This is a genomic window from Streptomyces sp. NPDC020362, from assembly GCF_040642095.1.
Taxonomy (GTDB): domain Bacteria; phylum Actinomycetota; class Actinomycetes; order Streptomycetales; family Streptomycetaceae; genus Streptomyces.
In genome coordinates this window covers 66,740-91,088 of record NZ_JBFAET010000017.1, presented here as the reverse complement: position 1 = coordinate 91,088, position 24,349 = coordinate 66,740, and the positions used below count along the sequence as shown (strand labels likewise).

Genomic DNA, 24,349 nt, shown 5'->3' with positions numbered 1-24,349 from the left:
GGCGTTTCGGGCGCTGGCGTTGGACGTACGTGGGGCTTTTCTAATCGTAAATATCCCCCCTTCCCCACCGCCCGGCAGGCTGATGTTTCACGTGAAACATCAGCCTGCCCACAGCCTCAGCCCTGTTCGGCCCACCACTCCTTGAGGGCCGTCACCGCCGCGTCGTGCTCCATCGGGCCGTTCTCCAGGCGCAGCTCCAGCATGTGCTTGTACGCCTTGCCGATCACGGGACCGGGGCCGACGCCCAGGATCTCCATGATCTGGTTGCCGTCGAGGTCGGGGCGGATGGCATCCAGCTCCTCCTGCTCCTGAAGCTGGGCGATGCGCTCCTCCAGACCGTCGTAGGCCCGGGACAGCGCAGCCGCCCTGCGCTTGTTCCGCGTGGTGCAGTCGGAACGCGTCAGCTTGTGCAATCGGTCCAGAAGCGGGCCCGCGTCACGCACATAGCGGCGTACGGCCGAATCAGTCCACTCCCCGGTGCCGTATCCATGGAAACGCAGGTGGAGCTCCACCAGCCGCGAGACGTCCTTCACCAGCTCGTTGGAGTACTTCAAGGCTGTCATGCGCTTCTTGGTCATCTTCGCGCCGACCATCTCGTGATGGTGGAACGAAACCCGGCCGTCCTTCTCGAAGCGGCGTGTACGCGGCTTGCCGATGTCGTGCAGCAGCGCGGCCAGCCGCAGGGTGAGGTCGGGACCGTCCTGTTCCAGGGCGATCGCCTGCTCCAGCACGATCAAGGTGTGCTCGTAGACGTCCTTGTGCCGGTGGTGCTCGTCACGCTCCAGACGTAGGGCCGGCAGCTCGGGCACCACGTGGTCGGCGAGCCCGGTGTCGACCAGCAGGGCCAGTCCCTTGCGTGGCTGCGCGGACAGGACCAGCTTGTTCACCTCGTCCCGGACCCGCTCGGCCGAGACGATATCGATCCGCCCGGCCATCTCCGACATCGCGGCGACGACCTCAGGGGCGACCGTGAAGTCCAGCTGGGCGGCGAACCGGGCGGCCCGCATCATCCGCAGCGGATCGTCGGAGAACGACTCCTCAGGTGTGCCGGGGGTACGCAGTACCCGGGCCGCGAGGTCCTCGAGGCCGCCGTGCGGGTCGATGAACTCCTTCTCCGGCAGCGCCACGGCCATCGCGTTGACCGTGAAGTCACGCCGGACCAGGTCCTCCTCGATGGAGTCGCCGTAGGACACCTCAGGCTTGCGCGAGGTGCGGTCGTACGCCTCCGACCGATACGTGGTGATCTCGATCTGGTAGCCGCCCTTGTGCGCGCCGACCGTGCCGAAGGCGATCCCGACCTCCCAGAGGGCGTCCGCCCATGGCCGCACGATCTTCAGTACGTCCTCGGGGCGCGCGTCGGTGGTGAAGTCCAGGTCGTTGCCGAGCCGGCCGAGCAGCGCGTCCCGGACCGAGCCGCCGACCAGGGCGAGCGAGAACCCGGCCTCCTGGAATCGGCGGGCGAGGTCATCGGCGACGGGCGCCACCCGCAGCAGCTCGCTCACCGCGCGCTGCTGCGCCTGGCTCAGGGCAGAGGGAGTGTCTTCGTTGGGGTTCGGCACAACAGAAGAGGGTACGTGGCCCGGGCGGCCGGAAGCGCCTCCATTAAGCGGGCCCGGAGGCCACCGGCATACCCGCACAAGCGCTGCCCTTGTGACGTACATCTGCTCTCCACTCGATACTGGATATAGAGGACGCGTCGCCACTGGCTCCCGATCTTGTGGTGCAGACCGCGGCACTTCACCTCGGCGCGCATCGTTACCATGCGTGGACGCACATTCCGACGACCACTGACGACGACGAGGGACGGACGAGCGCGTGGCCGAGGCGGCAGACTTCCAGAGGACCAGTGCCTCACCTGCCCGCCGGTGGGTCCGGCGCACGGGAGCACTGCTCGCCGGCGCGCCCCTGCTGGCCGGGCTGCTCCAGCTGCCCGCCGCAGGGCCCGCACAGGCCGCCGGCTCGGACACCGTGTCCGTCGCCCTGGACTCGCTCACCCCCAGCGCCCCCACGGACGGGGACACGGTGACGGTGTCCGGCACGGTGACCAACAACGGCAAGCAGGCCGTCACCGCCGCCCACGTCGGTCTGCGTGTGGGCCCCCCGCTGACCACCCGCTCTGCGATCGACGACGTCGCCCGTCACTCCGACGATCTCCCGGGCGGCGCCGGCTCCGAGGTCGGCGGCAAGTACGTGGAGAACTTCCCCAAGCTGCCTCCCGGCGTCGCCGAGCACTTCAGCATCTCCGTGCCGGTGGACAAGCTCGACCTCGGCGAGGACGGCGTCTACGAGTTCGGTGTCTCCCTGTCCGGCAAGACGTCCGCACAGCCCTGGGACCAGGTGCTCGGCATCCAGCGGACGTTCCTGCCCTGGCAGCCGTCCGATGCCGACACGAAGACGAAGACGACCTTCCTGTGGCCGCTGATCTCCAATTCCCACATGACGGCCAAGACGGGCGCCGGTGAACTGCAGACGCCGGTCTTCCTCGACGACGACCTGGCCAAGGAGATCGCACCGGGCGGCCGGCTGGCGCAGATGCTGGAGCTGGGCAAGGACCTCGATGTCACCTGGGTGATCGACCCGGACCTGCTGGCCTCGGTGGACGCGATGGCGGGCAACTACCGCATTCAGAACGACGACAACACCACCTCGGCAGGAACCCATCAGGCAGTGGCCAAGCAGTGGCTGGCGGGCCTGCAGAAGGCCGTGGCGGGCAAGGAGGTCGTCGCGCTGCCCTACGCCGACCCTGACCTGGCTTCCCTCGCGCACAACGGCACCCGCGTCACCGGCTCGCTCAGCCACCTCAAGGACGCCACCGACGTCGCCGCCACCACCGTGAAGACCGTGCTCCACGTCACACCGAGCACCGACTTCGCCTGGCCCGCGGAAGGCGCGGTGGATCCGTCGATCATCAAGGTCGCCACCTCCGCCGGCGCCGACCGGGTGATCGCCCGCAGCGACAGCCTCCAGGAGACCGCGGGGTTGTCCTACACGCCCTCCGCCGCCCGGCCCATCGGTGGCGGTACGACCGCGGTGGTCGCCGACGCCCGGCTGTCGACGTCCTTCGAGGGGGATCTGACCAAGGCGGACTCGGCCACGCTCGCCGTGCAGCAGTTCCTGGCCCAGAGCCTTGAGGTGAACGCGCAGACGGACCAGCAGCGCAGCATCCTCGTCGCCCCGCAGCGCATGCCGTCGGCGAGCCAGGCCCAGGCGATGGCGGCGGCGCTGAAGGCGCTCCAGGGCGGGGCCTGGTCCCAGGCGCAGGATCTGGCCGGGGCCGTCAAGGCCAAGCCCGACCCGGACGCCACCACGCGCATCCCGTCCACGTCCGTGTACCCCTCCTCGCTGCGCAAGCAGGAGCTGCCCGGGACGGCCTTCGAGCAGATCGCGCGCACGCAGGACAAACTCGACAACTTCAAGGTGATCCTCAGCGACCAGTCCCGCGTGGTCACCCCGTTCGGGCGGGCCATAAACCGTGAGATGTCCACGTCGTGGCGGGGCCGAAGCCTGGAGGCGGACAGCTTCCGCACCGGCGTCGAGGACTGGCTCGACGAGCTCACCAACCAGGTCAAGCTGATCGACAAGTCCGAGACGAAACTCTCCGGGCGCAGCGCCACCATCCCGGTGACCGTCCAGAACAACCTCGTCCAGCCCGTGGGCCATCTGGTCCTGCGGCTCACCTCGACCATGCCGACCCGTCTGAAGATCGGCGGCAAGGCCTACGACGAGCAACCCGTCGAGGTCTCCGGCGGCCACAGCCAGTCCGTGAAATTCACCACCGCGGCCAACGCCAACGGCCGGGTCACGGTGATCGCCCAGCTCTACACCGAGGACGGCCAGGAGTACGGCGCCCCCGTCAGCTTCGACGTGAAGGTCACCGAGGTCACGCCCACGGTCATGCTGGTCATCGGCGGCGGCGTGCTCCTGCTGGTCCTCGCCGGGTTCCGGATGTATACCCAGCGCAAGCGGGCGGCCGCCCGGCAGGCCGAGGACGACGACGGCCCCGACGCGGCGGGGGAGGACACCACCGGTGACCCCGGGAACCCCGGCAGCCCCGGGGACCGTCTCCCGGAGGAGTCCGATGCCTCCTCCGGGGCAGACGCCCCGGAGCAGCAGAGTGACCCTGCACCGGACACCGCACCGGAAAGCGCCGACCCGTCCGGGACGGGTGAGAGAGTGGACCGTTGAGCGATGTCGTGGCCGGTTGGCCCGGGACGATGAGGTGGGGTAACGATGAACGCGCCGTACGACGGTGAACGCGGCCAGGGCGCGGCCGACTCGGGCTACCCCGAGCCGCCGCCCGAGCCCGGCCAGGCGCCGCCGCAGCCCCCGGCGGACATGTACCTCCAGGACGCCTACGACCAGGACCCCTACCGGGCGCACGATCTGACCGCCCAGGACCCGGTCGCCGAGGCGCTCTACGACCGTGCCGCGCACCCGCCGCCGCCCCCGGGCACGTACGAGCAGCAGCAGCCGCTGTACGCCCCGCCTGCCCAGTCGCCGTACGCCCCCGATCCGCACGTGTGGGCGCAGACCCCGGCGCCGGAGCCGGACGGCACGGGCCAGCACCTGCCGTACGGCGACAACCCCCGCACGACCCAGTTCGTGGGCGTGGACGACCTGGTCACGCACTCCGGCGAGGAGTACCACCAGCCGGACGCCTTTGCGCACCTCTTCCGGGACCAGCAGCAGGGCGGGGGGCCCGCGCCGATGGGTTCTCCGGCCGTCCCCGGTCCCGCTGCCGCGCCAGGCACGGGACCGGGTCCCGTGACCCCGTACCCCGCGTCGCAGCAGGCCCAGAACCCTCCGTACCCGGCGTCCCCGCAGGCCCAGAACCCTCCGTACGCGAGCCAGTACTCGGAGTCCCCCTACCAGGCCGGTGCCCCCGCAGCCGGGAACCCGGCCCAGCCTCCCGTGCCGGCCCCGGCCACGGCCCCCGAGCCCGTCGGCCCCTCCCAGGCCGCCGCTCCCGCGGCTCCGGCCGCGAAGAAGGGCGGACGCGCCTCCGGGCTGCTCAAGTCCAGCGCCGTCATGGCGGCGGGAACGATGGTCTCCCGGCTCACCGGTTTCGTCCGCTCCGCGCTGATCGTCTCGGCGCTGGGCGTCGGCGTGCTCGGCGACACCTTCCAGGTCGCCTACCAGCTGCCGACGATGATCTACATCCTCACCGTCGGCGGTGGCCTCAACTCGGTCTTCGTGCCGCAGCTGGTGCGCTCCATGAAGGAGGACGACGACGGCGGCGAGGCCTACGCGAACCGGCTTCTGACCCTCGTGATGGTGGCGCTCGGCCTGCTCACCGTACTCGGCGTCGTGGCCGCGCCGCTCCTGATCCACGCGCTGTCCCCCTCGGTGGCGGCCGATCCGGCGGCCAACCAGGTCGGCATCACCTTCGTCCGCTACTTCCTGCCCTCGATCTTCTTCATGGGCGTCCACGTGGTGATGGGGCAGATCCTCAACGCCCGCGGGAAATTCGGCGCGATGATGTGGACCCCGGTCCTGAACAACATCGTCATCATCGTGACGCTCGGCATGTTCATCTGGGTGTACGGCACCTCGGCCGACTCCGGGATGAAGGTCACGAGCATCCCGCCGGAGGCCCAGCGCCTCCTCGGCGTCGGCATCCTCCTCGGTCTCGTCGTCCAGGCCCTGGCGATGATCCCCTACCTGCGCGAGACCGGGTTCCGGCTGCGGCTGCGCTTCGACTGGAAGGGGCACGGTCTCGGCAAGGCGGCGACGCTCGCCAAGTGGACCGTCCTCTTCGTCCTCGCCAACCAGGCGGGCGCCATCGTCGTCACCCAGCTGTCCACCGCTGCAGGCAAGCACTCCCACGTCGACGGCACCGGCTTCGCCGCCTATGCCAACGCCCAGCTGATCTGGGGTCTGCCGCAGGCCATCATCACGGTGTCGCTGATGGCCGCGCTGCTGCCGCGCATCTCGCGGTCGGCCGCCGAGGGCGACAGCGGCGCCGTCCGCGACGACATCTCACAGGGCCTGCGGACGACCGCCGTCGCCATCGTCCCCATCGCCTTCGGCTTCGTCGCGCTCGGCATCCCGATGTGCACGCTGATCTTCGGCTCCTCGGGCACCAGCGAGGCCACCAACATGGGCTACATGCTGATGGCCTTCGCTCTCGGCCTGATCCCGTACTCGGTGCAGTACGTCGTCCTGAGAGCCTTCTACGCCTACGAGGACACCCGCACCCCCTTCTACAACACCGTCATCGTGGCCGCCGTCAACGCGGGCGCCTCCGCGCTCTGCTACTTCCTGCTGCCGACCCGCTGGGCCGTAGCGGGCATGGCCGCCGCGTACGGACTCGCCTACGCAATCGGCGTGGGCGTCGCCTGGCGGCGGCTGTCCAAGCGACTGGGCGGTGACCTCGACGGCACCCGGGTGCTGCGGACCTACGCCCGGCTGGGCATCGCCTCGGTGCCGGCGGCGCTGCTCAGCGGCGCGGCCTGCTACGGCATCGGGCACACCCTCGGCCAGGGCGTCATCGGCTCCTTCGCCGCGCTCGTCGTCGGCGGTGCGGTGCTGCTCGGCGTCTTCTTCCTCGCCGCCCGCCGGATGCGGATCGACGAACTCAACTCGCTCGTGGGAATGGTCCGCGGGCGTCTGGGTCGCTAAGGCGGGGGTAGGCGCACAACCATCGTCCGCCGTCGTGTGTCGTGCATAGCGGCGGACTGTGGGCACAATTGGTTTCGGCGTCGGACAGCGTGCAACGGATGGGGAGGCAGGGACGACGGTGGCGGAACGGAGCACGGCTGCCGTCGACGTGGCAGACAACAGCGGCGACGAGCCGCTGACCGCCAAGGCGGACCAGTCCACGGCCGACGGGGTGGCCCAGAGCCCGGAACGGGGCACGGACAGCGAGGCCCAGGGGAGCGGCGGGATGGAGGCTTCCGGAAAGAAGGCCTCGCCACCTGAACTGCACAGCGGACACAAACTCGCCAGACGCTACCGTCTTGAGGAGTGCGTCACCCGTCTGGACGGATTCAGCAGCTGGCGTGCGGTCGACGAGAAACTGCGTCGGGCCGTCGGTGTCCACATCCTGCCCGCAGACCATGCACGGGCCCGATCCGTACTGGCAGCCGCCCGTTCCTCGGCGCTGCTCGGCGATCCGCGCTTCGTCCAGGTCCTCGACGCCGTCGAGGAGAACGACGTCGTCTACGTCGTCCATGAGTGGCTACCCGATGCGACCGAGCTGACCGCGCTGCTCGCGGCCGGCCCGCTGGAGCCGCACGACGCCTACCAGATGGTCAGTCAGGTCGCCTCCGCCATGGCCGCCGCACACCGCGAGGGCCTCGCCCATCTACGGCTGAACCCGAACGCCGTGCTGCGCGCCTCCACCGGACAGTGGCGCATCCGCGGCCTCGCCGTGAACGCGGCACTGCGTGGCATCAGCTCCGACACCCCCCAGCGCACCGACACGGAGTCGATCGGCGCTCTGCTGTACGCGGCGCTGACCCAGCGCTGGCCGTACGAGAACGACGCCTACGGTCTGTCCGGCCTGCCCAAGACCATCGGTCTGATCGCACCGGACCAGGTGCGGGCCGGTGTCCACCGTGGCCTGTCCGAACTCACCATGCGGGCCCTCGTCAACGACGGGGCCACGGCGTCCCGTCATGAGGCTCCGTGCACCACGCCCGAGGAACTGGTGAAGGCGATCGGCGAGATGCCCCGCATCCGCCCGCCGGAGCCTTCGTTCACGGCTCCGCCGGAGTACCAGCGCACGACGTACCACCAGGGCACGTACGGCCGCACAGCACCGCGTCCTGGGGTCGCGCAGCCGATCGCCACCCCGCCGCCCCCGCTCCAGAGCCGTACCGGCAAGGTACTGAAGTGGACCGTGTCGGCGCTCCTCATCGCCGCCCTCGGCCTGGGCAGCTGGCAGCTGGCGGACGCGCTGATGGGCCAGAGCGACAAGTCGAACGACACCAACAACACACAGACGCAGGACGGCGGCGGCAAGAACGCCCCGAGGCCGAAGCTGGCTCCGATAAAGATCCAGCACGCTCAGGAGTTCATCGCCGAGGGCGGCCCCCAGCACCCCAACGACGTCGACAACACCTACGACGGCAACGCGTCCACGTACTGGCGCACCAAGTCCTTCAACGCGGGCCCCGCGATCGCACCGCTCAAGCCCGGCGTCGGAATCGTCTACGACCTCGGCTCGGCGAAGAATCTCGGCGCCGCCACCCTCGACCTCCGCTACCCCGGTGATCACACGACGATCGACCTGTACTCGGCCGATTCGCTGACACCTGGGTCGCTCGACTCGATGACGAAGATCGGCTCTGTCACCACCACCGGCACGACCGCTACGGTGAAGCTCAAGAAGTCCGTGAAGACGCAGTACGTCCTCGTGTGGCTGACGGCCGTGCCGAAGTCGGGTTACGACGCCACCTTGTACGGCGACGCCGGCTACAAGCAGGCCATCGGCGAAGTCCAGTTCGCGGGCTGACGTCTCACCCGACCCGGAGGGGGCAGATGGCAGAGGGCGCCGGATACGACGGAGTGAGCGACCGGGACTTGCTCGCCCGCCATGTGGAAGGCGACCCCGATGCCTTCGGCGAGATTGTGCGGCGGCATCGGGACCGGCTGTGGGCGGTGGCGCTGCGGACGCTCGGGGACCGGGAGGAGGCCGCTGACGCCGTCCAGGACGCGTTGGTGTCGGCCTATCGGGCTGCGCACACCTTCCGGGGGCAGTCGGCTGTCACGACCTGGCTGCACCGGATCACGGTGAATGCCTGTCTGGACCGGGCCCGCAAGGCGGACTCCCGGAAGACCGCCCCCGTCGACGACACCGAGCGGCTGGAGCAGCTGCTGGAGCCCCACGAGTCGGCTTCCGCTCCTGCCGAGCGGAACGATCTGCACCGACAGCTCATCGAGGCACTCGGCACGCTTCCGCAGGAGCAGTGTGCCGCTCTGGTCCTCGTGGACATGCAGGGCTACCCCGTGGCCGAGGCCGCTCGGATCCTCGATGTGCCCACAGGGACGGTGAAGAGCCGGTGCGCCCGCGGCAGAGCCCGGCTCCTGCCCCTGCTGACCCATCTACGGCCCGGAAACCCGGATGACGAAAAAGAACCCGGGCCGGGACGGAACCGGGTGCAGGGGACATCCGTCCCACCAGCGACGGGACCGCACCACCGAGGTCCCGGAGGTACGGGTCCGAGCGATTCAACCGTAGTGAAGGGCGGAGGTGGGCGAGCGTGACTTCCACGACGGACACGGCCGGGCACCCGGACGTCACGGAGATCTCCGACCTCACCGAAGGCCTCCTCCCGCCGGACCGGACCACAGAGGTACGGCGTCACCTGGAAGGCTGCGGGCTGTGCGCGGACGTCTATGCCTCGCTGGAGGAGATCCAGGGACTGCTGGGCTCCGTGCCGGATCCGCCGCGCATGCCGGCGGATGTCGCCGAACGAATCGATGCCGCCCTCGCCGCCGAAGCGCTGCTGAACGCCACCGCGCCCGAGGCACCGGGAACGACGGTCACGGTCTCCGGGGCCGGGGAGCCGGACGGTCAGGTCACCGGCGCTGGTGTTTCACGTGAAACATCGCCCTCGACAGACCGTCCCGTCGGACGCCCCCACGGGGCGACGGGCCCGGGGCGCAAGGGGCGCGTGCGCGGTCGGCGCCGCAGGACCGTCGTCCTGGGGGCCGTTCTCACCGCTGCCGTTCTGGGGGCCGGATCTCTGGTCCTGCAGTCCCTCGGCAGTGGCGGCTCCGACACGACGGCTCACAGCAAGCCGACGCCGTCCGTCACCACCTTCTCCGGGGACAGCGTCCAGAACCAGGTGAAGGGTCTGCTCTCCGCCGACAAGGGCACGGGCTCCGCAAGCGAGCGGCCACGGTCAGGTGTCGATTCGGAGCAGAACACCCCGGGGTCGAGCCAGAGCGCCCACACATTCATCCAGACCCAGCCCGCTGTCCCCGAATGCGTCCGGAACGCGATCTCCCGCAGCGCTGATGTTCTCGGCGCCAAGACGGGAACGTACGCCGGGAAGAGCGCCTATCTCGTCGTGCTGCGCGACGCCGACGACAGCACGCGGGTCACGGCCTATGTCGTCGACGCGGCCTGCATGGACCGTGAGCCCTCCTCCCCGGGCAAGGTACTGCTCAAGCAGTCCCTCGCTCGCCCCTGAGACCCGAAGGGCGTCGTCTCGGTCCTCTCGGTCATCCGTGCCGTGGGCGATCCCCGTGTGCCCGGACACAGCGGGAATGCGCGCCCCGTAGGATCCGTTGGGTGGGGTGAGAGTCCCGAAAGGGGCTCCCACCGGTCGACTGACGCAGACCAGAGACGAGGAATCAACCCGTGAGCGACGTCCGTAACGTGATCATCATCGGCTCCGGGCCCGCGGGCTACACGGCGGCGCTTTACACCGCCCGCGCATCGCTGAAGCCCCTGGTGTTCGAGGGGGCCGTCACCGCCGGTGGCGCGCTGATGAACACCACCGAGGTGGAGAACTTCCCGGGCTTCCGCGACGGCATCATGGGCCCCGACCTGATGGACAACATGCGGGCGCAGGCGGAGCGCTTCGGCGCCGAGCTGATTCCGGACGACATCGTCTCCGTCGATCTGGCCGGTGAGATCAAGACCGTCACGGACACCGCGGGCACGGTGCACCGGGCGAAGGCCGTCATCGTCACGACGGGCTCCCAGCACCGCAAGCTCGGCCTGCCGAACGAGGACGCCCTCTCCGGCCGCGGTGTCTCCTGGTGCGCCACCTGTGACGGCTTCTTCTTCAAGGACCAGGACATCGCCGTGATCGGTGGTGGCGACACCTCGATGGAGGAGGCCACCTTCCTCTCCCGGTTCGCCAAGTCCGTGTCCATCGTCCACCGCCGTGACAGCCTGCGCGCCTCGAAGGCGATGCAGGAGCGTGCCTTCAACGACCCGAAGATCAAGTTCGTCTGGGACAGCGAGGTGGCCGAGATCCAGGGCGACCAGAAGCTCTCCGGCCTGAAGCTGCGCAACGTCAAGACCGGCGAGCTGTCGGAGCTGCCCGTGACCGGCCTGTTCATCGCGATCGGCCACGACCCGCGCACCGAGCTGTTCAAGGGCCAGCTGGACCTGGACGAGGAGGGCTACCTGAAGGTCGCCTCCCCGTCCACCCGCACCAACCTGAGCGGTGTCTTCGCGGCTGGCGACGTGGTCGACCACACCTACCGACAGGCGATCACCGCGGCCGGCACTGGTTGCTCCGCAGCCCTGGACGCCGAGCGCTTCCTCGCCGCCCTCGCGGACGAGGACAAGGCCTAGGCCTTAGAGGCAGCCCTGCCGCCGTCCGACGTTTGTTTCTCCGCCCCCACCGCACACCCAGTTAGGAGCCCTGCCGTGGCCGACCTGAAGAACGTGACCGACGACTCCTTCGAGGAAGACGTCCTCAAGAACGACAAGCCCGTCCTGGTGGACTTCTGGGCCGCCTGGTGCGGCCCCTGCCGCCAGATCGCTCCGTCGCTTGAGGCCATCGCCAAGGAGCACGGTGACAAGATCGAGGTCGTCAAGCTCAACATCGACGAGAACCCGGGTACGGCCGCCAAGTACGGCGTCATGTCCATCCCGACCCTGAACGTCTACCAGAACGGCGAGGTCGCCAAGACCATCGTCGGCGCGAAGCCCAAGGCTGCGATCGAGCGCGACCTTGCGGACTTCATCGCCGAGTGACGTTTCACGTGAAACACGAATGGGCCAACCCCCTGAGGGTTGGCCCATTTGCATAAAGGCTCGCAGCTGACTCCGACCCTCTAGAGCGGCCGCAGCGCCGGCTCCTTCTGAACGGCTCCCAGGAGCCGGTCGAGGGCCAGCTCCACGTCTTCCTTCCAGGACAGCGTCGAGCGCAGTTCCAGTCGCAGACGGGGATGCGTGGGGTGCTGCCGGACCGTCTTGAAGCCCACGGCCAGGAGGTGGTCGGCAGGCAGCAGACAGGCTGGCTCCTTCCAGCGGGAGTCGCCGAACGCCTCGATCGCCTTGAAGCCTCGGCGCAGCAGATCCTTGGCGACGGCCTGAACCATCACTCGCCCCAGCCCCTGCCCCTGATAGCCAGGCATGATGAACGACGTCATGAGCTGGACGGCATCCGGCGACACGGGACTCGTGGGGAACGCCGTCGAACGGGGAACATAGGCTGGCGGTGCGTAGAGCACAAAGCCCACCGGCACGTCGTCGACATAGACCACCCGGCCGCATGACCCCCAGTCCAGCAGGACGGCGGAGATCCACGACTCCTTCTCCAGCGCGGAGGTGCCCGCTCTTACCGCTGCCTCGCCGCTGACGGGGTCGAGCTCCCAGAAGACACACGACCGACAGCGCTTGGGAAGGTCCTGAAGGTTGTCCAGCGTGAGCGGTACGAGCCGACGCCCCATGAAGGCTGTTCCTCGCTTCCTTCGCCCGCGGCATCGCGAGCGGCTGCCAGAGCGCTCCGTTCCCTGAGGAGACTGCCGACGAAACCGCCGACCGCTCCGAGGCTCAGGCCCGCGCTCACCAGTCCGGTGCGGCTCATCGATCGCATGGCCCCGTCTCCCCACTCAGAGATCTGCCAGGTGGATGCGCCATACCCTTGGGCATCGTATCCACGATGCGATTCTGTTGATAGCGCCTCAAAGCAAAGAGCGGACCGCGTTCCGGTGCACACCGGACACGATCCGCTCCCTTCCGCCCACGGGGCGGGGTACCCCAAGGATCAGGCGTCGTCCTGCTCGGGCTCGCTCTCCTGAAGAACCTTCTGCAGAAGCGGCCCCTCGCCCGGAGCGAGCGTGCTGAGGATCCGCTCAAGATCTTCCACGGAGGCGAACTCTACGGTGATCTTGCCCTTCTTCTGCCCCAGGTCGACCTTCACCCGGGTCTCGAAGCGATCCGACAGACGCCCCGCCAGGTCGGTCAGTGCCGGAGAAACCAGGGCACCGGCCCGCGGGCCCTTGGCGCGCTGGGGTGTCTGGGGCCGCGAACCCATCAGGGTCACGATCTCCTCGACGGCCCGTACCGAGAGGCCCTCGGCCACGATGCGGTGGGCCAGACGGTCCTGCTCCTCCGAGTCGTCGATGGACAGCAGCGCCCGGGCGTGACCGGCAGACAGGACACCGGCAGCCACCCGCTTCTGGACCGCCGGCGAGAGCCTCAACAGCCGCAGGGTGTTGGAGACCTGCGGGCGGGAACGCCCGATTCGGTCGGCCAGCTGGTCATGCGTGCAGTTGAAGTCCTTGAGCAGTTGGTCGTAGGCGGCCGCCTCTTCCAGCGGGTTCAGCTGCGCGCGATGCAGGTTCTCCAGCAACGCGTCCAGCAGGAGCTTCTCGTCGTCCGTGGCCCGGACGATCGCGGGGATGGCTTCGAGGCCGGCTTCGCGGCAGGCGCGCCACCGTCGCTCGCCCATGATCAGCTCGTACCGGGAGACACCCAGCTGTCGTACGACGACGGGCTGGAGGAGGCCGACCTCCTTGATGGAGGTGACCAGCTCGTGCAGCGCATCCTCGTCGAAGACCTCACGCGGCTGGCGAGGGTTCGGCGTGATGGAGTCGAGGGGGATCTCGGCGAAATGGGCGCCCATCGGAGGCGCAGGTACCTCCGCAGCGCCGTTCACCGACGGCTCCTCGGCGTCATGAGCAGCAGGCGGCAGATTGGTCACCTTCGCGGCGGCCACACCGCGGTCGGACACAAGAACCGGTACCGCTGCGGGGGACGCGGACGCCGCTCCCGCCACCCCAGCCGAAGCCGGGGTCTTCTCCGTCGGGGCAGCAGGGATCAGTGCGCCGAGACCACGGCCCAGTCCCACCCTCCGTCGCTCGCTCACTGGATCCCCTCCACCATGCTCGGGTTGCTCTGTGCGCCGATGTGGGGCTGAGTCGGGTCGTAGCTGATACCGACGCCCCTCATGGCAATTTCTCGTGCGGCCTCAAGATAGGAGAGGGCACCGCTCGATCCAGGATCGTAGGTCAGCACCGTCTGCCCATAGCTCGGCGCCTCGGAGATACGAACCGAGCGGGGAATGCTCGTCCGCAGCACCTCATCGCCGAAGTGGGTGCGCACCTCGTCCGCGACCTGGGACGCCAGACGGGTCCGGCCGTCGTACATGGTGAGCAGGATGGTCGACACATGCAGGTCGGGGTTGAGGTGCCCCCGCACCAGGTCGACATTGCGGAGGAGTTGCCCCAGGCCCTCCAGCGCGTAGTACTCGCACTGGATCGGGATGAGGACCTCCTGGCCCGCGACGAGCGCATTGACCGTCAAGAGGCCGAGTGACGGCGGGCAGTCGATGAGGATGTAGTCCAGCGGCTGCTCGTACGCCTGGATCGCCCGCTCCAGCCGACTCTCCCGCGCGACGAGGGAGACCAGCTCGATCTCCGCACCGGCGAGATCGATCGTGGCAGGGGCACAGAAGAGCCCCTCGACATCAGGGACCGGCTGGACGACCTCCGCCAGAGGTTTGCTCTCGACCAGCACGTCATAGATGGAGGGAACTTCGGCGTGGTGGTCGATCCCCAGGGCGGTGGAGGCATTGCCCTGCGGGTCCAGGTCGATCACCAGGACACGGCCACCATGCAGAGCCAGCGAAGCGGCAAGGTTGACGGTCGTCGTCGTCTTGCCCACGCCGCCCTTCTGGTTGGCGACCACGATGACTCGGGTCTGCTCCGGCCGCGGCAAGCCTTCGCCGGCGCGGCCCAGAGCCTCCACCGCCAGTTGGGCAGCACGACCGATGGGAGTGTCGTCCATCGGGGGTGGTGTTTCACGTGAAACATCCGCCCCCACTGACTCGGTACGGGGACCGGGGACCGGATCGGTCATCGGTCCCGCGATGTTGGCGTCGGACCGCAAGGATTCACTCTCCTCGACTACAGGCTCGCAATGAACAGAGCCTCCCATGCCTTCGGGGTGGTGAACCAGTGAGGCCTGTTGTTCTGTGGAGAAATCCACCTCTGTGGACAACTCCGGTACCTCTCCGAGTGAACCGAGAGGCTTCCGATCCCGGGGTTCGGCCGCAGCGCGGCCGCGACTGATGATGCCGTGCAGCAGTGAGCGACGTTTCACGTGAAACACGATGCACAGCGGCGGGGACCGGGGCTTCGCGACACTCCGACTCGCGTAGATTTGGCAGCTTGTGTGGAGTACGTCTCTTCGCCGGGACGGATCAGAGACGCCCGCATCCCCGGTCAGCGACGACGGCGCGCCCGCCCCGTTCGTGCCGCCTTGGCCCGCTTGGCCGCGAACCGCACACCGCCCGGGCTCTCCCCCACCTCGACCCGTACGACCGTGGACAGGGGATCCACCACGCCCTCTCCCACATGCAGGATGGACGTAGACACCGCGCCGAGCTTGGCGAGCGCGGTGGCCGACGCCTTCAGCTCCTCCTCGGCGGTGTCACCCTTCAGAGCGAGCATCTCGCCGTACGGGCGCAGCAGGGGAATGCCCCAGGCGGCCAGGCGGTCCAGCGGAGCCACGGCACGGGCGGTCACCACGTGGACGGGTGGCAGCTTGCCCATGACCTCCTCGGCCCGGCCTCGTACCACGGTGACGTGGTCCAGGCCCAGCAGCTCGACGACCTCGGTCAGGAACGTGGTGCGCCGCAGCAGCGGCTCCAGCAGGGTGATGTTCAGGTCCTCACGGACCAGCGCCAGCGGAATGCCCGGCAGGCCGGCCCCCGAGCCCACGTCGCACACCGTCACGCCCTCGGGGACTGCCTCCGAGAGCACCGCGCAGTTCAGCAGGTGCCGCTCCCACAGACGGGGCACTTCACGCGGACCGATCAGGCCACGCTTCACGCCCGCCTCGGCGAGCAGCTCCGCATAGCGGACCGCATCGGCGAAGCGATCACCAAACACTTCCCGCGCCTGCTCGGGCGCGGGGGGAAGCTCCGCTGCCTCCGTCACGGGGACCGTCCTTCCGTAGGGCGCCGGCGCTCCGCGCACCGGCCACCAGAACTACCAGGCTGACAAAGTTCGGCCCCGTCTGCAGGCAGACGGGGCCGGTGAAACGTAGGTGCCGATCAGGCAGGAAGCACGACGACGAACCGCTGCGGCTCCTCGCCCTCGGACTCGCTCCGCAGTCCAGCGGCCTTGACCGCGTCGTGCACGACCTTGCGCTCGAAGGGGGTCATCGGCTTGAGCTTCACGGCCTCACCGGTGCTCTTGACCTCTGCGGCGGCCTTCGCGCCCAGCTCGGACAGCTCGGCCCGCTTCTTGGCCCGGTAGCCGGCAATGTCCAGCATCAGCCGGCTGCGATCGCCGGTCTCCCGGTGCACGGCCAGGCGCGTCAGCTCCTGAAGCGCCTCCAGCACCTCGCCGTCCCGGCCGACCAGCTTCTGCAGGTCCCTGGTACTGGTGTCGCTGATGATCGACACGGAGGCCCGGTCGGCCTCGACGTCCATGTCGATGTCGCCGTCGAGGTCGGCGATGTCGAGCAGACCCTCCAGATAGTCCGCCGCGATCTCACCCTCCTGCTCCAGGCGGGTCAGGGTGTCTGCACCCTCGGCAGCAGCGGAGGTGGTGCCTTCCGTCACGGGATGGGCTCCTTCTTACTTCTTGGACGGGGACTTGGGCCGCTGCGGGCCACCCTTGCGCTGGCCCGACTGGGCCTTGCTACGGGTGCCGGAGCCGGGCTTCTGAGGCTGCTTCGCAGCGGCGGGCCTGGCGTCCTCAGGCTCGTCGGACTTCTCCAAGGAGGTGGTCGACGTGTCGTCGCCCGGCTGCTTGGGACCGGACTGACGCTGGGCCTTGGTCTGGCGCTTGGGCTGCTGACGCCGCGCGGCGGTGCCGGTGGCGGTGGCGATGGTCGTACCGTCCTCGGTCTGAGCCGCGGCCTGCGGTTCGCTCTTCACCACAACGCCGTCGGCCTGTGCCGCGAGGCCCGCCTTGTTCAGGGCGTTGATGAACTTGCGCTCGAACTCGTTGCGGTCGCGACCCTTGGTGACGATCGCCTTGACGATGGCCTTCTCGCTGCGCCGGCGGATCTTGCCGTGGTGCGTGACGTGCTTGGTCAGGCGCTCCAGGTAGGCGGCCTGCGCCTTGGAACCCGGGGTCGGGTTGTTGTGGATCACGTACATCTGCTGACCCATGGTCCACACGTTGGTGGTCAGCCAGTAGACGAGGACACCGACCGGGAAGTTGATACCGAAGACGGCGAACATGACCGGGAAGACGTACATCAGCATCTTCTGCTGCTGCATGAAGGGCGTCTTCACCGTGGTGTCGACGTTCTTCGTCATCAGCTGGCGCTGCGTGTAGAACTGCGAGGCCGACATCAGGACGATCATGACCGCGGTGACGACCCGGACGTCCATCAGCGAGGCGCCGAGCGCCTTGACCGTCTCCTCGCTGTCCATGAACTTCGCGGCCAGCGGGGCACCGAAGATGTGCGCCTGACGAGCGCTGGCAAGCAGCGACTCGTTGATGACGCCGATCGTCTTGCCCGTCGCGATGCCGTTGAGCACGTGGTACAGGGCGAAGAAGAATGGGGACTGCGCCAGGATGGGAAGGCACGAGGAGAGCGGGTTGGTACCCGACTCCTTGTACAGCTTCATCATCTCTTCCGACTGGCGCTGCCGGTCGTTCTTGTAGCGCTCCTGGATCTTCTTCATCTCCGGCTGGAGCGTCTGCATCGCACGCGTGGCCTTGATCTGCTTCACGAAGAGCGGGATCAGGCAGATGCGGATCAGGATCACCAGGGACACGATGGACAGGCCCCAGGCCCACCCGGTGTCAGGGCCGAAGATCTTGCCGTACACCGTGTGGAACTGGACGATGACCCAGGAAACGGGTGTCGTGATGAAGCTGAAGAAGCTGGCAATCGTGTCCACTAATCATGCTCCTTGGGCATGGGACGAGGTCTCTGCGGCCGGGCTCGAAGGAAGCTCGGACTGAGGCTTCTCCTCGATGGCCGGTTCGGCGGCGGAGGTCCCGCCCCTGCGTGCACGCCACGCGTCGCGCAGCATTTCGTGCCACCGCGGGCGCTTGCGCGGCGGAACATGGTCCACACCGCCGAGCGACCACGGATTGCACCGGAGGATGCGCCAGGCGGTGAGTGCCGTGCCCTTGATCGCACCGTGCCGGTCGATGGCCGTATAGCCGTAGTGGGAGCACGACGGGTAGTACTTGCACACCGGCCCCAGCAACGGACTGATCGTCCACTGGTACAGCTTGATCAGAGCCAGCAGCGGGTACTTCATCGCGCGCCCCCTCCCAGGAGCCTCTCAAGAGCGGCATCCAGGTCTCGGGCCAGCTGTGCGTGGTCTGCGTCGCCCGCTCCGGGCAGCGCTCGTACGACTACCAGGCTACCGGGAGGAAACAGGGCGACTCGGTCACGCATCAGATGGCGCAGTCTGCGCTTCACTGTGTTGCGCACGACCGCGCCACCCACGGCCTTGCTCACGACGAAACCCGCACGCGTCGGGGGAGCGCTCTCCCCAGGCGCGTGCGGGTCCGTGGCACCGCTACGAAGGTGGACGACGAGGGTCGGGCGGCCTGCCCGACGCCCCCGTCGTACCGCGGTCGCGAAGTCCTCGCGCCGCCTCAGCCGATGCTCGGTAGGCAGCACGACGTCATGACCTGATCAGGATCAGGCGGACAGGCTGGCGCGACCCTTGCTACGGCGGTTCGCGAGAATCGCGCGACCGGCACGGGTACGCATCCGCAGGCGGAAGCCGTGGGTCTTCGCGCGACGACGGTTGTTCGGCTGGAAGGTGCGCTTGCTCACTCGGGGGCTCCAGAAATAAATCGGTAGTGGCGGGGTGCCGTCCTGGCTGTCACCGTGCGCCCACGAGTAGCTCGCGTCACGCCCGAGTGCACCGCTTCCCGATCACCTGACGCGATCTGTGCCCATCGGAGGCAGGCGGCAGCAGCCATCGACAACTCGACCTGGTTACGGTACGCGGGGCTACGCCATCCGGTCAAACCGAGGGTCACGGAGAGACACTATCCACAGGCTGGGGACAACAACTTGAACCGTACCGGCCGCGCTGACTACCGTGGCTGGACTCCGATTCGTTCCCTTATCCCCGCCCGACCCGATTTTCATCCCGACCCGTCCCCGAACCACACGTTCGTGGGACCTGCGAGAGAGCGTGCCCTGTGGCTGACGTACCTGCCGATCTTGCCGCAGTGTGGCCACGAGTACTGGAGCAGCTCCTCGGTGAGGGCCGCGGACAGGGTGTCGAGGCGAAGGACGAGCACTGGATCCGGCGTTGCCAGCCGCTGGCGCTGGTCGCGGACACCGCTCTGCTCGCCGTGCCGAACGAATTCGCGAAAGGTGTCCTGGAAGGCCGTCTCGCCCCGGTCGTCAGCGAGACCCTGAGCCGCGAGTGCGGCCGCCCCATCCGGATCGCGATCACCGTGGACGACTCCGCGGGCGAACCGCCGGCCCCCTCCGCACCGCCGGTACATCAGCCACAGCAGCGCTACGAGGAGCCGCAGCCCCGTTACGAGGAGCCGGAGCTGCCCTCCGGACCGTACGAGGGCTACGGCCGGCACCGCTCCGGCGACAAGTTCCCGGGAGGCGAACCGCTCTCCCGCGGGGACCAGCTGCCCACCGCCCGCCCCGCGTACCCGTCCGAGTACCAGCGCCCCGAGCCCGGTGCCTGGCCGCGGTCCGCGCAGGACGAGTACAGCTGGCAGCAGCCGCGCCTCGGTTTCCCCGAACGCGACCCGTACGCCTCGCCGTCGCAGGACACCTACGGCTCCTCCGGACAGGACGCCTACGGCCCGCCGGGCCAGGACTACCGCGCGCAGGGCAGGGACCGCCCGTCCTACGACCAGAAACGCTCCGAGTACGACTCCCCGCGCCCGGACTACGACTCCCCGCGGCCGGAGTACGACCGTTCCGACTACGACTCGCCGCGCTCCGAGTACGAGGCGTCCCGGGCCGAGTACGACCAGCGCGACCCCGTCCGCCGTGAGCTGCCCGAACCGCCCTCCGGCGTCGGCCCGGTGCACCGCGGCGGCCCCGGCCGCCCGGACCTGCCGTCGGCCGCGGGAGGCGGCGCGCCCGGTCCGCTGGCCGCACAGCCCGCGCCTGCGAGCGGCCCCGGTGAGCCGACCGCGCGGCTCAACCCGAAGTACCTCTTCGACACGTTCGTCATCGGCGCCTCCAACCGGTTCGCGCACGCGGCCGCGGTGGCCGTCGCCGAGGCGCCGGCCAAGGCGTACAACCCCCTGTTCATCTACGGGGAGTCGGGGCTCGGCAAGACGCATCTGCTGCATGCGATCGGGCACTACGCACGCAGCCTCTACCCGGGCACGCGCGTGCGGTACGTCAGCTCGGAGGAGTTCACCAACGAGTTCATCAACTCCATCCGCGACGGCAAGGGCGACAGCTTCCGCAAGCGCTACCGCGAGATGGACATCCTGCTCGTCGACGACATCCAGTTCCTCGCGGACAAGGAGTCGACGCAGGAGGAGTTCTTCCACACCTTCAACACGCTCCACAACGCCAACAAGCAGATCGTGCTCTCCAGTGACCGGCCGCCCAAGCAGCTGGTCACGCTGGAGGACCGGCTGCGGAACCGTTTCGAGTGGGGTCTGATCACCGACGTCCAGCCGCCCGAGCTGGAGACCCGCATCGCGATCCTGCGCAAGAAGGCGGTCCAGGAGCGGCTCAACGCCCCGCCGGAGGTACTGGAGTTCATCGCCTCACGGATCTCGCGGAACATCCGTGAGCTGGAGGGCGCGCTGATCCGGGTGACGGCGTTCGCCTCGCTCAACCGGCAGCCGGTGGACCTGGGCCTGACCGAGATCGTCCTGAAGGACCTGATCCCGGGCGGCGAGGACAGCGCCCCGGAGATCACCGCGACGGCCATCATGGCCGCCACCGCCGACTACTTCGGGCTGACGGTGGAGGACCTGTGCGGTACCTCGCGCGGGCGCGCGCTGGTCACCGCCCGGCAGATCGCCATGTACCTGTGCCGCGAGCTGACCGATCTGTCCCTGCCGAAGATCGGCGCGCAGTTCGGCGGCCGCGACCACACGACCGTCATGCACGCCGACCGCAAGATCCGCGCGCTGATGGCCGAGCGCCGCTCGATCTACAACCAGGTGACCGAGCTGACGAACCGCATCAAGAACGGCTGACACCGGCCGCAGAACGGCACCGAGGGCGCCTCCGGGACATCCCGGAGGCGCCTTTTCACGTTCGCGGCGGCCACCGGCACCCATGGCCGGGCCCCGCCCGACGGCTCGTCCCCGCCTGCCGACGCCTCCCTGCCCACGCCTCCCTGGAACGGCCGGCCGACGGCTCGCCCCGCCATCCCCTCGCCCTCCCCCGCCCTTCCAACGCCCTGCTCCCGCCCTTCCACCACCCTGCCCGCGCCCCGTCACCGCCCCGTCACCGCCCTGCCGCTGTCCCGCAGCCGCCCCTCCCCGGCCACCCGGTGTTCGAATAAGTGCCTGGTTACGGCCACTCTCCACAGATTCGGTGACTTTCTTCCGTCCACATCCTGGGGACTGTGGAGTTGTCCCGAACTGCATCCACAGGAAGCCTGGGGAAGCAGCGTCCGCCCAGCTCAGCAGCCTGTGGAATCGTGGACGAACGATCTCCACAGACTGTGGACGAAGCAAGGATCCACAGGCTGTGCAAGAAGTTGTCCACGGGCAGCCCACAGGCTGGGGCCGGTTGTCCCCAGCGATCCCCAGCTTCTCCACATGGCTGTCCACTGTTCGGCAACGCAACGCACCCACTCACCGCGTCGAGTGAAAGCGGTCACACGAAGGTGCCGGATTGGGGTGTGGGAAACGTGGGTAAACCTGGGGACGCAGCTGGGGAGAACTGCCCTCGGGCTGTGGGTGGTGTGTGCAGAACTTTCTGTTCTCCACAGAAACGCCTGGTTGTCCACCGCCTCCACCCACAGGGTCAGTGGACAAAATTCGGCCTCTGAGCTGGGCAAACGAGGTTATCCACGGTATCCACAGGCCCTACTACTACTCCCGACTAGAGAGAGCCTGGGAATCGCTTTGAAGCGGGGCCTGTGCACAACTCGCTCTCTCGAGCCCGGCTGCCCCTCGGAGCGACTTGACCCCGACAGGCACCTACTGTCAGTGCGGTGCGTCAGACTGGTCCCCGGTGTCCTTCCCTTCGCAGTGGGCCGTGACACCGAGTCGGAGGACTCAGTAGCAACAGCAGGAGGCGGCTTACCGTGAAGATCCGGGTGGAACGCGACGTACTCGCGGAGGCAGTGGCGTGGGCTGCACGCAGCCTCCCGGCCCGTCCGCCGGCCCCTGTCCTCGCCGGCCTCCTGCTGAAGGCCGAGGACGGCCAGCTGAGCCTGTCGAGCTTCGACTACGAGGTCTCCGCCCGTGTGAGCGTCGAGGCCGAGGTCGACGAGGAGGGCACGGTCCTCGTTTCCGGCCGTCTGCTCGCCGACATCTCCCGCGCTCTCCCCAACCGTCCGGTGGAGATTTCCACAGACGGTGTACGGGCGACCGTGGTCTGCGGCTCCTCTCGCTTCACACTCCACACCCTGCCTGTGGAGGAGTACCCGGCGCTGCCGCAGATGCCGAACGCGACCGGCACCGTTCCCGGCGAGGTCTTCGCGGCCGCCGTCTCCCAGGTGGCCATCGCCGCCGGGCGCGACGACACGCTGCCCGTCCTCACCGGTGTGCGCATCGAGATCGAGGGCGACACGGTCACCCTTGCCTCCACCGACCGCTACCGCTTCGCGGTCCGTGAGTTCCTGTGGAAGCCGGAGAACCCGGAAGCCTCCGCCGTCGCCCTGGTCCCGGCGAAGACGCTGCTGGACACCGCCAAGTCGCTCGGTGCGGGCGACAGCGTCACGCTGGCGCTGTCCGGCTCCGGCGCGGGCGAGGGCCTGATCGGTTTCGAGGGCGCGGGCCGCCGGACGACCACGCGTCTGCTCGAGGGCGACCTGCCGAAGTACCGCACGCTCTTCCCGACCGAGTTCAACTCCGTCGCCGTGATCGAGACCGCCCCCTTCGTGGAGGCCGTCAAGCGTGTGGCCCTGGTCGCCGAGCGCAACACCCCGGTGCGGCTGAGCTTCGAGCAGGGTGTGCTGATCCTGGAGGCCGGCTCCAGCGACGATGCACAGGCTGTGGAAAGGGTTGACGCCCAGCTGGAGGGCGACGACATCTCGATCGCCTTCAACCCGACCTTCCTGCTGGACGGCCTGAGCGCCATCGACTCCCCGGTGGCCCAGCTGTCGTTCACGACGTCCACCAAGCCCGCGCTGCTCAGTGGCAAGCCGGCGCTGGACGCGGAGGCGGACGAGGCCTACAAGTATCTGATCATGCCGGTGCGGCTGAGCGGCTGAGCCCCCGCGCCGAGTGCCGACGGTCGTCCACAGGACGGTGGGAAGGTCCACCGGCCTGTGGACGGAATCCGCAGGTGAGGGCCTACGTATGAGCGCGTATGCCCACAGCTGTGCGTGAGGGTCCGGGGCTAGGCTCGGACCCGGGTACGCAGGTGCCCCACACGCCACACAGCAACCTAAGGAACACAACTGATGGAGCTCGGTCTCGTCGGCCTCGGCAAGATGGGCGGCAACATGCGCGAGCGGATCCGCCGCGCAGGCCACACCGTTCTCGGATACGACCGCAATGCGGACCTCGCGGATGTCCAGAGCCTGGAAGAGCTTGTGGGCAAGCTCAGCGGCCCGCGCGTGGTCTGGGTGATGGTCCCGGCCGGTGAGCCCACCCAGTCGACGATCGACGAGCTGGCCGAGCTGCTGGAGCCCGGTGACGTGGTCGTGGACGGCGGCAACTCCCGCTGGACGGACGACGAGAGGCACGCCGAGCAGCTGGCCGCCAAGGGCATAGGCTTCGTCGACTGCGGCGTCTCCGGCGGCGTCTGGGGCCTGGAGAACGGCTACGCGCTGATGTACGGCGGCGACGCCGAGCACGTCGCCACGGTGCAGCCGGTCTTCGACGCGCTCAAGCCGGAGGGCGACTTCGGCGCGGTGCACGCCGGCAAGGTCGGCGCGGGCCACTTCGCGAAGATGGTCCACAACGGCATCGAGTACGCGATGATGCAGGCCTACGCCGAGGGCTGGGAGCTGCTGGAGAAGGTCGACTCCGTGGAGAACGTCCGCGAGGTCTTCCGCTCCTGGCAGGAGGGCACGGTCATCCGTTCCTGGCTGCTGGACCTCGCGGTGAACGCCCTGGACGAGGACGAGCACCTCGGCGAGCTGCGCGGTTATGCACAGGACTCCGGTGAGGGACGCTGGACTGTGGAAGCCGCCATCGACAACGCGGTGCCGCTTCCCGCGATCACCGCGTCGCTGTTCGCGCGGTTCGCCTCCCGCCAGGAGGACTCGCCGCAGATGAAGATGATCGCCGCGCTGCGCAACCAGTTCGGCGGCCACGCAGTGGAGAAGAAGTAGTCCACAGGGTCGCCCCCGCGATCCACAACCCGTCACTACTC

General features: G+C 68.7%; 20 protein-coding genes. 10 read left to right on the top strand and 10 right to left on the bottom strand.

Annotation, left to right across the window (positions count from 1 at the left end):
- Window positions 1–116: 116 nt before the first annotated feature.
- A complete protein-coding gene (locus AB0H32_RS10365; protein ID WP_361117296.1) occupies window positions 117–1,559 on the bottom strand; it encodes a CCA tRNA nucleotidyltransferase in 1,443 nt (480 codons plus the stop codon).
- Between the two features lie 256 nt (window positions 1,560–1,815).
- On the opposite strand from AB0H32_RS10365, the gene AB0H32_RS10360 reads away from it, so the two are divergent.
- The 7 genes from AB0H32_RS10360 to trxA all read left to right on the top strand — a co-directional run bounded on the left by AB0H32_RS10360 (window position 1,816) and on the right by trxA (window position 11,665).
- A complete protein-coding gene (locus AB0H32_RS10360) occupies window positions 1,816–4,185 on the top strand; it encodes a DUF6049 family protein (RefSeq protein WP_361117293.1) in 2,370 nt (789 codons plus the stop codon).
- Between the two features lie 45 nt (window positions 4,186–4,230).
- On the top strand, window positions 4,231–6,621 hold the full coding sequence (gene murJ / locus AB0H32_RS10355; RefSeq protein ID WP_361117290.1) for a murein biosynthesis integral membrane protein MurJ: 2,391 nt from the start codon (window positions 4,231–4,233) through the stop codon (window positions 6,619–6,621).
- Window positions 6,622–6,739: 118 nt separating this feature from the next.
- Window positions 6,740–8,458 carry a protein kinase family protein gene (locus tag AB0H32_RS10350; protein ID WP_361117287.1) on the top strand — a complete coding sequence of 573 codons (1,719 nt, stop codon included), beginning with the start codon at window positions 6,740–6,742 and terminating at the stop codon, window positions 8,456–8,458.
- Between the two features lie 26 nt (window positions 8,459–8,484).
- Entirely contained in the window at window positions 8,485–9,210 is a 726-nt protein-coding gene (sigM, locus tag AB0H32_RS10345) for an RNA polymerase sigma factor SigM (protein ID WP_361117284.1), read from the top strand.
- Window positions 9,207–10,142: a hypothetical protein gene (locus AB0H32_RS10340; RefSeq protein WP_361117281.1), complete on the top strand. Its 936-nt coding sequence runs from the start codon at window positions 9,207–9,209 to the stop codon at window positions 10,140–10,142. The genes sigM and AB0H32_RS10340 overlap by 4 nt, the downstream gene beginning before the upstream one ends.
- A gap of 170 nt (window positions 10,143–10,312) precedes the next feature.
- The gene (gene trxB, locus AB0H32_RS10335; RefSeq protein ID WP_361117279.1) at window positions 10,313–11,260 is read left to right on the top strand and encodes a thioredoxin-disulfide reductase; all 948 of its coding nucleotides are present in this window, start codon (window positions 10,313–10,315) and stop codon (window positions 11,258–11,260) included.
- 75 nt (window positions 11,261–11,335) lie between these two features.
- Complete coding sequence (trxA, locus tag AB0H32_RS10330; protein WP_361117276.1) at window positions 11,336–11,665, top strand: thioredoxin; 330 nt, start codon at window positions 11,336–11,338, stop codon at window positions 11,663–11,665.
- Between the two features lie 80 nt (window positions 11,666–11,745).
- Here trxA and AB0H32_RS10325 read toward each other — a convergent pair whose 3' ends face one another.
- From AB0H32_RS10325 to rpmH, 9 genes are all read right to left on the bottom strand, one after another.
- Complete coding sequence (locus AB0H32_RS10325) at window positions 11,746–12,363, bottom strand: GNAT family N-acetyltransferase (RefSeq protein ID WP_361117273.1); 618 nt, start codon at window positions 12,361–12,363, stop codon at window positions 11,746–11,748.
- Window positions 12,364–12,680: 317 nt separating this feature from the next.
- Window positions 12,681–13,784 (bottom strand): ParB/RepB/Spo0J family partition protein, encoded by a 1,104-nt coding sequence (locus AB0H32_RS10320; RefSeq protein WP_361117270.1) that lies wholly within the window; start codon window positions 13,782–13,784, stop codon window positions 12,681–12,683.
- Entirely contained in the window at window positions 13,781–14,854 is a 1,074-nt protein-coding gene (locus tag AB0H32_RS10315) for a ParA family protein (protein WP_361117303.1), read from the bottom strand. Before AB0H32_RS10315 ends, AB0H32_RS10320 begins: the two co-directional genes overlap by 4 nt.
- Before the next feature lie 287 nt (window positions 14,855–15,141).
- Window positions 15,142–15,858 (bottom strand): 16S rRNA (guanine(527)-N(7))-methyltransferase RsmG, encoded by a 717-nt coding sequence (gene rsmG, locus AB0H32_RS10310; RefSeq protein ID WP_361117268.1) that lies wholly within the window; start codon window positions 15,856–15,858, stop codon window positions 15,142–15,144.
- 116 nt (window positions 15,859–15,974) lie between these two features.
- On the bottom strand, window positions 15,975–16,487 hold the full coding sequence (locus AB0H32_RS10305) for a R3H domain-containing nucleic acid-binding protein (protein ID WP_361117265.1): 513 nt from the start codon (window positions 16,485–16,487) through the stop codon (window positions 15,975–15,977).
- Between the two features lie 15 nt (window positions 16,488–16,502).
- A complete protein-coding gene (gene yidC, locus AB0H32_RS10300) occupies window positions 16,503–17,783 on the bottom strand; it encodes a membrane protein insertase YidC (protein ID WP_361117262.1) in 1,281 nt (426 codons plus the stop codon).
- Window positions 17,784–17,786: 3 nt separating this feature from the next.
- A complete protein-coding gene (yidD, locus tag AB0H32_RS10295) occupies window positions 17,787–18,152 on the bottom strand; it encodes a membrane protein insertion efficiency factor YidD (RefSeq protein WP_361117259.1) in 366 nt (121 codons plus the stop codon).
- Window positions 18,149–18,520 carry a ribonuclease P protein component gene (rnpA, locus tag AB0H32_RS10290; protein ID WP_361117256.1) on the bottom strand — a complete coding sequence of 124 codons (372 nt, stop codon included), beginning with the start codon at window positions 18,518–18,520 and terminating at the stop codon, window positions 18,149–18,151. The genes yidD and rnpA overlap by 4 nt, the downstream gene beginning before the upstream one ends.
- 21 nt (window positions 18,521–18,541) lie before the next feature.
- Window positions 18,542–18,679, bottom strand: coding sequence for a 50S ribosomal protein L34 (gene rpmH, locus AB0H32_RS10285; protein ID WP_005482975.1), 138 nt, complete (start codon window positions 18,677–18,679; stop codon window positions 18,542–18,544).
- A gap of 374 nt (window positions 18,680–19,053) precedes the next feature.
- Between rpmH and dnaA the strand changes: the two genes are divergently transcribed.
- The 3 genes from dnaA (at window position 19,054) to gnd (ending at window position 24,308) form a co-directional block, all read left to right on the top strand.
- A complete protein-coding gene (gene dnaA / locus AB0H32_RS10280; RefSeq protein ID WP_361117252.1) occupies window positions 19,054–21,048 on the top strand; it encodes a chromosomal replication initiator protein DnaA in 1,995 nt (664 codons plus the stop codon).
- Window positions 21,049–22,109: 1,061 nt separating this feature from the next.
- On the top strand, window positions 22,110–23,240 hold the full coding sequence (gene dnaN, locus AB0H32_RS10275) for a DNA polymerase III subunit beta (RefSeq protein ID WP_067299148.1): 1,131 nt from the start codon (window positions 22,110–22,112) through the stop codon (window positions 23,238–23,240).
- A 192-nt stretch (window positions 23,241–23,432) separates the two neighbouring features.
- The gene (gnd, locus tag AB0H32_RS10270) at window positions 23,433–24,308 is read left to right on the top strand and encodes a phosphogluconate dehydrogenase (NAD(+)-dependent, decarboxylating) (RefSeq protein ID WP_361117248.1); all 876 of its coding nucleotides are present in this window, start codon (window positions 23,433–23,435) and stop codon (window positions 24,306–24,308) included.
- Window positions 24,309–24,349: the final 41 nt, after the last annotated feature.

Bases quoted from the DNA above. Each gene is read 5' to 3' on its own strand.
- murJ (WP_361117290.1), top strand. From the start codon at position 4,231: ATGAACGCGCCGTACGACGGTGAACGCGGCCAGGGCGCGGCCGACTCG.
- sigM (WP_361117284.1), top strand. From the start codon at position 8,485: ATGGCAGAGGGCGCCGGATACGACGGAGTGAGCGACCGGGACTTGCTC.
- AB0H32_RS10325 (WP_361117273.1), bottom strand. From the start codon at position 12,363: ATGGGGCGTCGGCTCGTACCGCTCACGCTGGACAACCTTCAGGACCTT.
- AB0H32_RS10315 (WP_361117303.1), bottom strand. From the start codon at position 14,854: ATGGGAGGCTCTGTTCATTGCGAGCCTGTAGTCGAGGAGAGTGAATCC.
- yidD (WP_361117259.1), bottom strand. From the start codon at position 18,152: ATGAAGTACCCGCTGCTGGCTCTGATCAAGCTGTACCAGTGGACGATC.
- gnd (WP_361117248.1), top strand. From the start codon at position 23,433: ATGGAGCTCGGTCTCGTCGGCCTCGGCAAGATGGGCGGCAACATGCGC.